At 66.9% G+C, this 13692-nt stretch carries 8 protein-coding genes and 1 pseudogene; 7 read left to right on the top strand and 2 right to left on the bottom strand.

Going from position 1 to position 13692, the window contains the following annotated elements; genetic code table 11:
• The first annotated feature begins 200 nt into the window (after nucleotides 1-200).
• The 4 genes and pseudogenes from ACFQ50_RS06405 (at nucleotide 201) to ACFQ50_RS06420 (ending at nucleotide 5356) form a co-directional block, all read left to right on the top strand.
• Nucleotides 201-2312 carry a cytochrome c oxidase assembly protein gene (locus ACFQ50_RS06405; RefSeq protein WP_377994698.1) on the top strand — a complete coding sequence of 704 codons (2112 nt, stop codon included), beginning with the start codon at nucleotides 201-203 and terminating at the stop codon, nucleotides 2310-2312.
• Nucleotides 2312-4285 (top strand): NHL domain-containing thioredoxin family protein, encoded by a 1974-nt coding sequence (locus ACFQ50_RS06410; RefSeq protein ID WP_377994699.1) that lies wholly within the window; start codon nucleotides 2312-2314, stop codon nucleotides 4283-4285. Before ACFQ50_RS06405 ends, ACFQ50_RS06410 begins: the two co-directional genes overlap by 1 nt.
• Before the next feature lie 225 nt (nucleotides 4286-4510).
• Nucleotides 4511-4606, top strand: a pseudogene (locus ACFQ50_RS06415) (type IV toxin-antitoxin system AbiEi family antitoxin domain-containing protein); the annotation flags it as partial.
• A gap of 228 nt (nucleotides 4607-4834) precedes the next feature.
• Nucleotides 4835-5356: an endonuclease domain-containing protein gene (locus tag ACFQ50_RS06420; protein ID WP_377994793.1), complete on the top strand. Its 522-nt coding sequence runs from the start codon at nucleotides 4835-4837 to the stop codon at nucleotides 5354-5356.
• 76 nt (nucleotides 5357-5432) lie between these two features.
• Here ACFQ50_RS06420 and ACFQ50_RS06425 read toward each other — a convergent pair whose 3' ends face one another.
• Entirely contained in the window at nucleotides 5433-6425 is a 993-nt protein-coding gene (locus ACFQ50_RS06425) for a hypothetical protein (RefSeq protein WP_377994700.1), read from the bottom strand.
• Nucleotides 6426-6554: 129 nt separating this feature from the next.
• Complete coding sequence (locus tag ACFQ50_RS06430; protein WP_377994701.1) at nucleotides 6555-8267, bottom strand: helicase HerA-like domain-containing protein; 1713 nt, start codon at nucleotides 8265-8267, stop codon at nucleotides 6555-6557.
• Between the two features lie 154 nt (nucleotides 8268-8421).
• Here ACFQ50_RS06430 and ACFQ50_RS06435 point away from each other — a divergent pair, with 154 nt between their 5' ends.
• From ACFQ50_RS06435 to ACFQ50_RS06445, 3 genes are all read left to right on the top strand, one after another.
• Complete coding sequence (locus ACFQ50_RS06435; protein WP_377994702.1) at nucleotides 8422-9411, top strand: LLM class flavin-dependent oxidoreductase; 990 nt, start codon at nucleotides 8422-8424, stop codon at nucleotides 9409-9411.
• A 168-nt stretch (nucleotides 9412-9579) separates the two neighbouring features.
• Nucleotides 9580-10902, top strand: coding sequence for a hypothetical protein (locus tag ACFQ50_RS06440; protein ID WP_377994703.1), 1323 nt, complete (start codon nucleotides 9580-9582; stop codon nucleotides 10900-10902).
• Between the two features lie 130 nt (nucleotides 10903-11032).
• Nucleotides 11033-13675: a trehalase-like domain-containing protein gene (locus ACFQ50_RS06445; protein ID WP_377994704.1), complete on the top strand. Its 2643-nt coding sequence runs from the start codon at nucleotides 11033-11035 to the stop codon at nucleotides 13673-13675.
• The last annotated feature ends 17 nt before the right edge of the window (nucleotides 13676-13692 follow it).

A 13692-nucleotide genomic window follows, 5' to 3' on the forward strand; every position in this document is an offset into this window, starting at 1 on the left:
CCATGCTGACGGCGGCTTAACCAATTACGTCGTCTTTGGCCCGCTCCGTGGCGCGCCAACCCGAGGGTTGCCGCTCCTCTTGCTTTTAACCCTGGATTCGCCAAAACCCTCGATTCGCCGCCTTGGCGACGGTAGCGGACAATGGATAGGTGCCCTCAGCAGCAAAACCCCTAACCCCGCAACCCGCGCCCGATTCGGGCATGCGGGCTACTGACAGCGCCTTCGGCATTCAGCGTGCCTGGCAGCTGGCCGGTCTCGGTGCCCTCTTCCTGGGACTGGTGGCCGCGTTGCTGTTCTCCGGGGCGGCGGCCGCCCGCGAGGTTTCCGATCCCGGCGCGCTGGTCCGTTGGGGGCTGCCCGTCAGCAAGGCCATCCATAACGTCTCCCTGGCCACGGTCATCGGCGGACTCATCTTCGCCGCGGGCATCCTGCCGCACAGGCTGGGAGATGCGCGGTCGAAGGATGCCGACGCCCCCGAGCACCCGGCCTTCACCCGCGCCCTGGCCATCGCGGCTGCAGCGGGCGTGGCCTGGACGCTGTCCGCCATCGCCGTCCTGGTGCTGACGTACTCCGACGTGGCTGGCCAGGGCATCTCCGGCGACGCCGAGTTCACCCGTGCCCTCGTGTACTTCATGACGGACATTGAAACTGGGCGCGCCTGGCTGGCCGTGACGATTATTGCCGCCGTGGTGACAACCGCCCTCTTCGGGGTCCGTTCGCTGACCGGTCTCGCGTTTACGCTGCTGCTGGCAGTGATCGGGTTGATTCCCACCGCCCTGATCGGCCACTCCGCCAGCTCCAGCGACCACGAAGGTGCTATCAACTCGCTGGGCCTGCACCTGGTGGGGGTCAGCGTCTGGGTGGGCGGCATCATCCTGCTCGTGCTCCTCTCCGGTAGCCTTGCGCCTCGTAACTCTGCCCGCAGCGGCCAGGCGTCCGCGCCCGGAAGCCAGGACATCACCGAACCCGTCCTCCGCCGGTTCTCCTCGCTCGCAGGCTTCGCCTTTGCGCTGGTGTTCGCATCGGGCATCGTCAACGCGAGCATCCGGGTGACCAGCTGGGCTGACCTGTTTGGCTCGGCCTACGGGCAGCTGATCCTCGCGAAGACGGCCGCAGCACTGGTACTGGGCGGAATCGGCTTCATGCACAGGCAGTGGGTCATCCCGCAACTGGCACGCGCGGGGGCGGCCATGTCCGCGCGGCGCGTCCTCTGGCAGCTGATTCTGGCCGAACTCCTGATCATGGGAGCCACGTCCGGCATCGCCGTCGCACTGGGCCGCTCCGCCCCGCCCGAACCCACCACCTACGCCCCGGACGCTTCTCCGGCCTTCATCCTCTCCGGTTACGAGCTGCCCCCGGAACTGACGCCCGCACGCTGGTTCACCGAGTGGCGCCTGGACTGGCTCTGGGTCGCCGTCGCAGTCTTCGGCCTGGTGTCCTACCTGCTCGGCGTGGCCAAGGTCCGCGCACGCGGGGACAAATGGTCCTGGTTCCGCACTACGAACTGGATCATCGGCCTGGTGGTGCTGACCTACATCACGTCGGGACCGCCGTCGGTATACGGCCGCGTCCTGTTCTCGGCGCACATGGTGGATCATATGGCCCTGACCATGGTGGCCCCGATCTTCCTGGTGCTCGGCGCCCCCGTGACGCTGGCGCTCCGGGCACTTCCGGCAAGGAGGGACGGGTCCCGTGGCCTCCGGGAATGGCTCCTGCTGTTCGTGCACTCGAAGTTCTCGCAGGTGGTTACCCACCCGCTGTTCGCGGCCGCCAACTTCGCCGGCTCCATCGTGCTGTTCTACTACTCGGACGCCTTCAGCCTCGCGATGCGGGAACACGTGGGCCACGAGCTGATGAACCTGCACTTTGCCCTGACGGGCTACATCTTCGTGCTCAGCATGATCGGCACCGACCCGCTGCCGCGACGCGCGCCGTACCCCTTCCGGCTCCTGCTCCTGCTGGCCACGATGGGCTTCCACGCGTTCTTCGGCGTAGCCATCATGGGCGGCACCAACCTGCTGGCCGCCGACTACTTCGGCAACCTTGGCCGCACCTGGGGAGCCTCGGCCCTGCTGGACCAGCAGATGGGCGGCGCCGTGGCCTGGGGCATTGGCGAAGTGCCCACACTGCTGGTGGCGATCGGCGTCGCCATCATGTGGTCAAGGTCAGATGAACGCGAAACCCGGCGCACCGACCGGGCCGCGGACAGGAATAACGACGCCGATCTCACCGCTTACAACGATATGTTTGCCAAATTGGCCGAACGCGACGCCAAGCTGGCTGAACGCAACTCAAAGCTGGAAGGACGCTGATGAGCGAAACCGTACGCACCCACCTCCGGGTCCGCGCCTCCGAACTGGTGGGCCGCAACTGGCTGAACACCGGCGGCAAGTCCTTGGACCTGGAAGCCCTGCGCGGCAAGATCGTGCTCCTGGACTTCTGGACCTTCTGCTGCATCAACTGCCTCCACGTGCTTGACGAGCTCCGGCCGCTGGAGGAGAAGTACTCCGACGTCCTGGTCACCGTGGGCGTGCACTCTCCGAAGTTCGAGCACGAAGCCGATCCTGTCGCGCTGGCCGCCGCCGTGGAACGCTACGAAATCCACCACCCGGTCCTGGACGACCCCGAGCTGGAAACCTGGAAGGCCTACACGGCCCGCGCGTGGCCCACTCTGGTGGTCATTGACCCCGAGGGCTACATCGTGGCGCACCTGTCGGGTGAAGGCCACGCTGACGGCCTGAGCGTGCTTATTCCCGAGCTGATCGCCGAACACGAGGCGCGCGGCACCCTGCACCGCGGCAACGGCCCGTACGTGGCCCCGGAGCCGACGTCGGGAACCCTGCGGTTCCCGGGCAAGGCCCTCTACCTGCCCGCCGGCCGGGGTTCGGCATCGGCGTCAGGCGAAGAGCCCGACGCCGGCACCTGGCTGGTCACCGATACCGGCCACCACCGCGTCCTGGAACTCGACACCGATTTCCAGACTGTGCTGAGCACCTACGGCTCCGGGGACAAGGGCCATGCCGACGGCCCCGCCGGCGTCGCCCGGTTCAACGAACCTCAGGGTCTTGTCCTGCTGCCGGAAGACGTGGCAGCGAAGACGGGCTACGACGTCGTAGTTGCCGACTCCGTCAACCACCGCCTGCGTGGGCTGTCGCTCGCCGACGGAACAGTCACGACCCTCGCCGGAAGCGGCGTGCAGCGGCTCCTCGAGACCGGGCCCGCCCGCGTGGACGAGGACGCCGCCGGCTTTACGGGGCGCCTGGGGGACCACCCCCTGAATGTTGCGCTCAGCTCGCCATGGGACGTCGTCTGGTCCAGCAAGCTGAACGCCGTGGTGATCGCCATGGCCGGCGTGCACCAGATTTTCAGCTTCGAGCCGCTCACCGGCGATGTCTCGATCGTCGCCGGCAACGGACTGGAAGGTCTGCTGGACGGGCCCGCCCACGAGGCCTGGTTTGCGCAGCCGTCCGGTCTGGCCGAGGACGCCAACGGAAATATCTGGGTGGCCGACTCCGAGACCTCTGCCCTGCGCAAGCTGGTGATCGACGACGCCGGAACGGTCACCGTTGAATCAGCCGTGGGCAAGGGCCTCTTCGACTTCGGCTTCCGCGACGGCGAGGCGTCCGCGGCGCGCTTGCAGCACCCGCTGGGTGTCACCGTGCTGCCGGATGGCTCCGTGGCGATTGCCGACACCTACAACGGTGCTGTGCGCCGCTACGACCCGGCCGCCGGCACCGTGTCCACGCTGGCACGGGGTCTGGCCGAGCCATCGGACGTGATTGTCGACCACACCCAGGTGGCGGGCTCCGAGCCGCTGCTGGTGGTGGTCGAGGCGAACAAGCACCAGCTCGTGTACGTGCCCATCCCCAAGGAAGCGCAGCAGGTGGACGAGGGCGCCTCCCAGACGCACCGGCCCAAGAGCCCTGTGGCGCCCGGTCTGCTGGAGCTCACGGTCCGCTTCACGGCGCCCACCGGCCAGAAGCTCGATGACCGCTGGGGCGACCCCACGCAGCTGAAGATCTCCTCCACGCCGCCGGGGCTGCTTGTGTCCGGCGGCGGCACCTCCGTGGGCCTGCTCCGCACGCTGGAACTGGCCTCCGACGTCCCGGAGGGCGTGCTGCACATTACGGCCCGGGCTGCTGCCTGCGACGGTCCGGAAACCGAGGACGGCGAGATCCCGGACCACGCCGCCTGCCACCTCTACCAGCAGGACTGGGGCATCCCCGTGGTGCTGCAGGCCGACGGCGACACCGACCTGGTGCTGGACCTGCGCGGCATGGACTAAGGTCCACCGCGCTACAGCTGACGCCCGGCTGAAGTGGCCCGGTTTTCCGTTCTAGCGATGCGAAAGCCGGGCCGTCGTCGTCGGTCTGGGGTCCAAAACTGGGCCTGCCCAGCCGCCGGGGAGCGGCGGTTATTCACATGGATCAGGTAGAGCCTGACACGGGAGTCCTGCAGCAGGCAGGGTGGTCGTGTGGACCCCGCGTACATCATCAAATCCGCTGGCGGAGTGCTTCTGACTCGGGACGTGCTGGCCAGGGGTGCTTCGCAGACAAGTATCCGCCATGCTGTCCGCAGCGGTGCGGTCTTGCGGGTTGGGCGCGGGCTGCTTGCCGTGGCCGGGGCGGACCCCGAGCTTGTGGCGGCCGGACGCGTGCGTGGCCTCCTGACGTGCGTATCAGCCGCTCCGAGGTTCGGCCTGTGGCAACTCCGTCCGGCAACGCAGCCCCATTATTGGCACAGCAACGGCCGGGCGGCAGAGGGTTGTGTCAGTCACCGACTTGCCCTGACGCAGCAGAGACGCCACGGAACCGTCGCCGCGCTCCCGGATGTATTGCTCCAATCCCTGCTCTGCCTGCCGCCCCTGGAATCGCTGGTGATGGTGGAGTGCGCCTACAACCGCGGAGACATCGACCCCACGTTCCTGCGCGGGCACCTCGCTGGCAACCGTTGCGGGAAGGCGCGGGACGTCCTGGCAAGGGTGGAACGGGGCTCCGATTCACTGCTGGAGACTCTGGCCCGCGTTCTGTTCCGGGATGCGGGGATCGCCACCGAAACCCAGGTTTGGCTCGATGGGATCGGAACAGTGGACTTCCTGCTGGAAGGCTTCCTCATCGTCGAGCTCGACGGCGTCGCCTTCCACCTAGAGTCGCGGCAGTTCAAGAAGGACCGGCGGCGGGACAATGCCGCCGCCGTGCGGGGGCTGCCGGTCCTCCGCTTCTTCTACGACGACGTCGTTCACGCCCCGGAAGCCATGTTGGCGCAGGTACGGGAGGTCCTGAACCGTGGTTCATCGCGCTGGCCGCAGCCGGAGCAGCCCGGTTTTGGGCCTTACCGGCGGTCACTGAAGCCTTGAAACCGGGGATCGGACGTCGAAGATGGGCCAGTCCAGCCGTTCCAGCGTATTGCGGCAGCCCCTGGAGAGCGCAGCCCTAGAAGGTGAGGAGCGGCGTGACCTTGATGGTGTCGCCGGCTATGTCCAGCCGCGTCGTGAAGCTGAATTCGTGCTCCACGTCCAGCGGCGAGACGGCTCCGGTGAACAGGTCGACCTCCTCGGCCGTGATCTTGGCCTTGCCGTCCAGCGGCGCCACCACCCACTTGCCGTCAAAAGGCTCGATGGTGACTTTCGGGTACTCGGTGATGCTCCACTTGATTGTCCCGGGTTCAATCCGGTTGTTTGTAACATGGTAGAACGGGCAGTCGGGCTGGAGCCGCTGCTGCTGGCTGGCCTCCGTGGCGCACTTGTCCAGGAACTCCTTGACCCGGGCGGACACCGCCTGGTTCAGTTCGTCCGTGGCATGTGTCAGCAGGTTCAGCGGGGCGGCGGGAGCCTCCCGTCCGGAGACTGTGGCCCGGGTGGGGGGAGCTGCGAAGTACTGGCCGTTGAGGGACGCCTCGTACTCGCCCGGGTAGAACACCGAGAAGCTGCTGTGCCCGCCGGGCATGTTCACCGGCACGCCGTTCATCGTTGCCTCGCTGGAGTTCACCACCGTTACGTCCACGGTGGGCAGCGTGGTGGGCACGAAGGACCATTTGTGGAAGAACAGCCATTCGGTTCCGGTGCTTTCCAGCAGGAACTCGGTGTGCAGCTGGCTGCCGTCGATCGTGTAGTCCATCGGTACCATCACCCGGTTGCCGCCACGCGCAACTGCGGCTCCGAGCTTGACATTCGTGATCCGTGAAGCCGACGTCTGCAGGGCCGTGCCGTCGAGCATTGCGGGGTCGGCGTCCGGCACCGACGCGCGGAGCAGGCCCAGCGCCCGTTCACCTTCGCCGTGCTGCAGGGCCTCAATATATTCGCGCACGGGCTGCTGCGGACTGGCCACGGAGGAGTTGACCAGATTGACCGAAATGATGGCGCCAACAATGGCAAGCATGAGGCCCAGCAGCCATCCGGCCGCCGTCTTCACCAACGCTTGACTCATTTGCACGCACCCCACGTTACCTGCAACGCCAGGTAACTCTGGAGTAGCACCGGTCCCCATGACGCCCGCCAGGGGCACAGTAATGCCCGACGGCGGGGGCCCCGGCGCCGTTGCCGGCGGCGCCTTGCGCTAGCGGCGGCGCCGGGACGAGGTGCCGAAAACGCCCCGCAGGAGTTCCCGGCCCAGCTGCGTTCCCATGGACCGGGCCATGCTTTTCAGGCCGCTGCCAAAGACCCCGCCGAGGGCGCCGGTGATGTCATCCATCATGCCGCCGGATTGCGGAGCCTGGCGCCTGGCCGGGGGCGGAGGGGCCGGCTGGCTGCTGCTGGGCTCGCCGCCGGACTGCCTGCTGCTGGGGCGGCCGAGGATCTCTTCCTCGATGCGGCGGGCTTCGTTGTCGATGGCTGTTGGGTCCGGACTGCCGGGGACGAATATTTCGGGCGAGGGCACCGGCGGCTGCCCGGGTGCCGCGGCGCCGGTGGGCGCCGCAGCCTTGCCGGTCAGCTTCTCGTACGCTGAGACGTTGTCCACTGCAGTGCCGTACTTCGCGAGCAGCGCCGATCCCGCCACGGTACTCCTGACCAGTTCGGCGGTGCTGGGACCCATAACGGATTCCGGTGCCCGCAGGCGGGTCAGGGCAACCGGCGTTGGGGCGCCTCGCTCGTTCATGACGGTGATGACAGCCTCGCCGATGCCCGCAGAGGTCAGCGTCTCCTCGAGGTCATAGTCGCTGACGGGGAAGGTGGAGACGGTCGCCTTGAGCGCCTTCGCATCCTCCGGCGTGAATGCCCGGAGGGCGTGCTGGACGCGGTTGGCCAGTTGCCCGAGGACATCCGCCGGGACATCCTTCGGGGTCTGCGTGACGAAGAAGATGCCCACGCCCTTGGAACGGATCAGGCGGACGGTGGTGGTGATGGCTTCCAGGAAGGCCTTGGAGGCGTCGTTGAAGAGCAGATGCGCCTCGTCGAGGAAAAACACGAGCTTGGGTTTGTCGAGGTCGCCGGCTTCGGGCAGGTCCTCGAACAGGTCCGCGAGAAGCCACATCAGGAACGTGGAGAAGACCATCGGCTTGGTCTGCAGGGTGGGCAGCTCCAGGCAGCTGATGACGCCACGCCCGTCAGGGGCCGTGCGGAGCAGCTCGGCGGTGTCGAACTCCGGTTCGCCGAAGAACCGCTCCATGCCCTGCGCCTCGAGGGTCACCAGTTCGCGGAGGATGACGCCGGCGGTGGCCTTGGACAGGCCGCCCAGTTCCTTGAGCGCTTCCTTGCCCTCGTCGGAGATGAGGAACTGGATGACGGCACGCAGGTCCTTCAGGTCCACCAGCTCAAGGTTGTTCTTGTCCGCAAAGTGGAACACGAGCTGGAGGCTTGATTCCTGTGTGTCGTTGAGCTCAAGGACGCGGGAGAGCAGGATGGGCCCGAAGGACGTAATCGTGGCGCGGACGGGGATGCCGTCGCCGTCCCCGCCGAGGGCCAGAAACTCCACCGGAAACGTCTTCCCGGACCATGCCTGACCGATGCTCTCGGTCCGTTTGGCCAGCTTGTCGCTCCCGGTGGCCGCCGTGGCAAGCCCGGAGAGGTCGCCCTTGATGTCGGCCAGGAACACGGGCACCCCGGCGGTCGAGAGCTGCTCGGCCATCATGTGCAGGGTGACGGTCTTGCCCGTGCCGGTGGCCCCGGCCACGAGCCCGTGCCGGTTCATCATGGACAGCGGCAGCCGGACCGGCGCGTCCTTGTGCAGTTCGCCGTCGACGATGGCGGCGCCCAGTTCGATGGTGGCACCCTCCAGGGCGTAACCCTTCTGGATGGTGGCTACTTTATCTGCGGTGGACTTGTTGGCCATGCCGCCAGCATAGCGGGAGGCGAATGGACGGGATATGTGGACAGCGTCACCGGCGCGGAAAGAAATAACCCGGGCTCCGCCGTCGTTGTTCCCAACGTGCCGGACCACAGCGGGGCCGGCAGCTGCGCAACCCCCTACGAAAGGCCGTCCTGCCGTGACTGTTCCCCTCTCCATCCTCGACCTGGCAACCATCGGCAAGGGCCAGACGGCGGCGGAGAGCTTTGCCGGGAGCGTCGCGATGGCCCAGCTGGCCGAAAAGCTCGGCTACCGGCGGGTCTGGTACGCCGAGCACCACAACATGTCTGCCATCGCGTCCTCTGCCACGTCCGTGCTGATCGCCCACGTTGCCGCCCACACCGGGAGCATCAGGCTGGGTGCCGGCGGCGTGATGCTGCCCAACCATTCACCGCTCACCATCGCCGAGCAGTTTGGCACCCTGGAAACCCTGCATCCCGGCCGGATTGACCTGGGCCTCGGCCGTGCCCCTGGAAGCGACCAGAACACCATGCGCGCGCTGCGCCGTGACCCGCATGCGGCCGACACGTTCCCGCAGGATGTCCTGGAACTGCAGGGCTACCTGTCCGGGCCCACCCGCGTGCAGGGCGTTGAGGCAACGCCGGGGAAGGGAACCAACGTTCCCCTCTACATTCTGGGTTCCTCCCTCTTCGGTGCCCGGCTGGCGGCCCAGCTGGGGCTGCCGTACGCCTTCGCCTCGCACTTTGCCCCGAACGCGCTGCAGGACGCCGTCGCCGTGTACCGCCGGGAGTTCAAGCCGTCGGAGCAGCTTGCCGCGCCGCATGTCATCGCCGGCGTGAACGTGGTGGCCGCCGACGCCGCCGCGGATGCCCAGGAGATCCTGCGCGCCACGATGCGGGCCCGCGTCTCACTGTTCTTCGGTGGCGGGCGCCAGTTCACCGACGACGAAGCCGACATGATCCTGGACTCGCCGCAGGGACAGCACGTGTCGCAGATGATGAAGTACTCGGCCGTGGGTACCCCGGACGTCGTCCTGGACTACCTGGACGGCTTCGCCCGGCACGCCGACGCCGACGAACTCATCGTGGCGCACCAGAGCACCGGAACCACAGAGCGGCTGCGTTCGGTTGAGCTCCTTGCAGAGGTGGCCGGACTGGTCAGCGTCTGAACCCAACGGGAAAGAAATTATTAGCAGATATCTTTTGACTTCGGCAACGGCAGAACCTAGCTTTAGTTGCGCAAGGTCTCAATTTGCTCCTGATTACGGGCCGAACCGCGCCTGCAATTCGGGATGCTCCAAAAGTTTCTGCAGACGCAGGTTTTCCGGGTGGGGGACATGAAAATTAAATCAACTACGACCGCTATTTTCGCGATCTTCCTCATGGCCGGCGGATTAATCGCCGGGGCTGCTGCTCCGGCGTCCGCCGCCGGCACCACGTACTATGTCAGCGCCGCCGGCAGCGACAGCAACTCCGGGACGGCCAGCACAGCGGCTTGGAAGACGCTGTCCAGGGTAAACCAGGCGGTTCTCAAGCCTGGTGACACGGTCAGTTTCCGCCGAAGCGACACCTTCAGCGGCGGCGTCGTCACCGCACAAAGCGGAGCCTCCACCGCCCCCATTACGCTGAACAGCTACGGCACGGGCAACGCCCCCATAATCACCGGCGGGAAATCCGGAAACTGTATCCGGATCAACGGCAACTACACCACCGTCGAGGGCCTCCGTGCGCTGACTTGCGGATACGCCGGAATCAGTGTTACCGGCGACCACAATACCGTGCGGAACTCCAGTGCGTCCTACAATGCGGTGGGGCTCAAAGTCGGCGCCGGCTCCGACTTCGGCAAATACACGGGAAATTCACTGGCCAGCAACAACGTCATGAATGTGAATACGCCGGGCACTAATTGCGGAACGTCGGCCGCAGTGAACTGCGGCGACGACTCCGGGGCTTTTGGCGTGCTGATCAACGGCAGCGATAACGAGTTTTCCGGCAACACCGTCAGCGGGTCCACCGGCAAATCCTATGACTACAACCAGGACGGCGGTGCGTTCGAAATCTACAACGGCAACCGCAACAGCATTCACCACAATGTGTCGCTGGACAACAACAACTTCTCCGAACTTGGAAAGTCCTCGGGAACGGCAGACGGCAACACGTTCCGCTACAACCTCATCCGATCAACCTGCGGCGCCAACTGCTCCGAGGCCAAGGGCCTGATTGCCCGTGGAAACGGAACGTCGTTCGGCCCCACCAACGGCACCGTCTTCGAGTTCAACACCGTCTACCTGACCGGCACCCAGTCGCAGGCGGTCGTTTGCCACGCGACCTGCCCCGCCTCGACGGTGATCCGCGCCAACATCCTGGTGGGCGTCAAGAACTCCCTGTGGATCAACGGTTCCGGCTGGACCGAGAAGCAGAACGTCCTGAACGGTCCCGTCAACATCACTCCGAACAGCACGTCCACGACGGCGGCGGCCCGCTTCGTGGGTGCTCCGGCGGACCTCCGTCTGACGGGCACCAGCCCCGCCATCGACAGGGCCGGCACCACGCCCTACACAATGGATCTCATGAGCAAGCCCTCAGTGCAGAACGGGGACTGTGCCGGAACGGCCGCCGCTGATGCCGGAGCCTACGAATACGATTCGCCCAACTGCTGAATCCAGTTGGCTGTAACTTCGGCCCGCGAAGTTACACGAACGCAATAGCCGGGATATTCAGGGGAAACGGCCGTGCCGGACACTTGAGGTGTCCAAGACCGATTGGGGATGATCCGAAGGATTACCGCGCATGCCCACTCCGCTTAACCAGACGGTGGCTGATTCCGCACTGCTGACCAAATCCCTTCCGCTGGGCCTGCTGCGGGCCTTCGTCCAGTCGGAGGCTGCCGACGACGGGCTCACACCCCAGCTGCTCGGCGAACTGAAGGTTCTGGCCCGGACGCCCGGGTTGCTCGTCGCCTGCAATTATGGCGGCACCCTGTGTGCCGCCGAAGGCATCTCCACGGAAACATTGCCGCTTGGCGGCGCGGCCATCGCCCTCCGCGCCCTGGCCGCCCTGCCCAACACCCATGCGGCCGTCATCTCCGGACGGTCCCTGCGTGACCTGGCCGCGGTCTCCAGGCTTCCCGCCGAGGTCCACCTGGTGGGTTCGCACGGCGCCGAGTTCGACATGGGATTCGCCCACGGACTGTCCCTGGCCACCGAGTCGGTGCTGCAGCAGGCCAACCAGGCGCTGCTCGAAGCGGTGGGCGCCTACAAGGGAATCACCATCGAACGGAAGCCCGTCGCGGTCTCGGTCCACACCCGGCCCGCCGCCCCGGACGTCGTTGCCAAGTGCGCCCGGAAAGCGGAGGAGGTGGCCCGGGCCCTGGGGCTGTTCTTCATCGTGGACGGCTCTGTCCTCGACCTGTCCGTGGCGCAGCCCTCCAAAGCCGATGCCCTGGACCACCTCCGTGCCCGGCTGGGTGTGAGCGCGGCGCTGTACGCGGGTGACGCCATGAGCGACGAACTGGCCATGGCCACGCTCCGCGGCCCGGACATGGGCCTCTGGGTGGGTGACCTGCCAACGTCGGCCAAACACCGGCTGAAGGATCCGGAGTCGTTTGCGCGCGTGCTCGGAATCCTGTTCGAGCTGCGCCGGGCCTGGCTTTTCGGTGAGGACGCCGTCGGCCTGGAGCGCCATTCCATGATCGGGAACGGCTCCTCCACGGCGCTGGTGACGCCCGAGGCCAAGATCTGCTGGATGAGCCACCCCCTGCCGGACTCGGGCTCGCTCTTTGCCCACATCCTGGGCGGCGACGCCGCCGGGCACTTCTCGGTGGAACCGGTCAAGGCGTCGCGGGTGCTCGGCCAGCGGTACGTGGACAGCACCATGATCGTGGAAACGCGGTGGGCGGACGTCACCGTGACCGACTACCTTGAACCCGCGCCGGAAGGCATCACCAGCCTGGTCCGGGTACTGTCCGGCACCGGCGCGGCGCGGATCGTCTTCGCGCCCCGGCCGGATTACGCCAATGCGCCGTTCAGCATGGAGGCCCGCGGCGGTGAGCTTCACGTCGTCGGCACCTCTGATCCCATCATCCTGCTGGCACCGGGCATCAGCTTCGCCGTCACCTCGGACGGGCGTCACGCCACGGCCACTGCAGAGGTCAACCTGCGGCACGGGCCGGTGGTCCTCAACCTCCGGTGCGGCGATACGGAACCACAGCGTCCGTCGGCTTCCGGCGCGGCGGTGACGGACGAGGCGGACCGCCGGGCCGCCGTCGCCCATCATTCCCGCCGCTGGGTGCAGGGCCTGGCGCTGCCGTCCGTCAAACCGTCGCTGGTGCGGCGTTCGGCCCTGGTGCTGCGCGCGCTGGTCCATGAGCCCACGGGCGCAGTGCTCGCGGCCCCCACCACGTCCCTTCCGGAGGGCATCGGCGGGACCCGGAACTGGGATTACCGCTATTGCTGGCTGCGCGACGGCTCGATGACCGTCAACTCCCTGGTGGATCTGGGGTCAACAGCGGAAGCAGAAGGATTCCTCAGCTGGCTGACCGGCATCCTGGCAAACGCCCCGGGGCCGGAGTGGCTGCATCCGCTGTATTCCGTCACCGGTGCACCGCTGTCCACGGAGGCCATCATCGAGAGCCTGCCCGGGTACGCGGGATCGCGTCCCGTGCGGATCGGCAACGCCGCGGACCACCAGGTCCAGCTGGATGTCTTTGGCCCGATCGCGGAGCTGATCCACCGCCTGAGCGAGTGCCAGGGTTCGCTGGCGGACGGGCACTGGGAGCTGCTGGTCCAGATGGCCAGTGCCGTGCTGGCACGGTGGCATGAGGCGGACCACGGCATCTGGGAGGCGCGCCGCGCACCGCGCCACCATGTCTACACCAAGGTGATGTGCTGGGTCACGCTGGACCGTGCCCTCCGCACCGCCGCACGCCACGGCCGCAGCCCCGAGCCGGCCTGGGCTGACACGGCGGCCACCATCCGGGACGAGGTCCTCCGCGAGGGCTGGGACGACAGTTCCGCGTCTTACACCGTCGCCTACGACAGCCCCGACCTCGACGCCGCGGTCCTGCACATCGGGCTGTCCGGCCTGCTCGACGTCAACGACCAGCGGTTCCTCGACACCGTCACGGCCGTGGAGCGGGAACTGCGGGTGGGACCCACGGTCTTCCGGTACAAGTACGACGACGGCCTGCCGGGTTTGGAGGGCGGGTTCCACATCTGCACCACCTGGCTGATTGAGGCGTACGTGGCGGTGGGCCGGATCGCCGACGCCTGGGATCTCTTCGACCAGCTGGTCAACCTGTTCGGCCCCACCGGCCTGCTCCCGGAGGAATACGACCCGGGCACCGAGACGCACCTGGGGAACCACCCGCAGGCGTACTCACACCTCGGGTTCATCCGCTGCGCCCGGCTCCTGGACCGGCACCAGCGGAGCTAGCCCTGTCCTGTCCGGGA

The sequence above is a fragment of the Arthrobacter sp. NPDC056493 genome (assembly GCF_042795115.1).
Classification (GTDB): domain Bacteria; phylum Actinomycetota; class Actinomycetes; order Actinomycetales; family Micrococcaceae; genus Arthrobacter.

What these genes read in the sequence shown, in the direction of transcription:
- ACFQ50_RS06405 (WP_377994698.1), top strand. Translation starts at nt 201, where the DNA reads ATGCGGGCTACTGACAGCGCCTTCGGCATTCAGCGTGCCTGGCAGCTG.
- ACFQ50_RS06425 (WP_377994700.1), bottom strand. Translation starts at nt 6,425, where the DNA reads ATGAGTCAAGCGTTGGTGAAGACGGCGGCCGGATGGCTGCTGGGCCTC.
- ACFQ50_RS06410 (WP_377994699.1), top strand. Translation starts at nt 2,312, where the DNA reads ATGAGCGAAACCGTACGCACCCACCTCCGGGTCCGCGCCTCCGAACTG.
- ACFQ50_RS06440 (WP_377994703.1), top strand. Translation starts at nt 9,580, where the DNA reads ATGAAAATTAAATCAACTACGACCGCTATTTTCGCGATCTTCCTCATG.
- ACFQ50_RS06430 (WP_377994701.1), bottom strand. Translation starts at nt 8,267, where the DNA reads ATGGCCAACAAGTCCACCGCAGATAAAGTAGCCACCATCCAGAAGGGT.
- ACFQ50_RS06445 (WP_377994704.1), top strand. Translation starts at nt 11,033, where the DNA reads ATGCCCACTCCGCTTAACCAGACGGTGGCTGATTCCGCACTGCTGACC.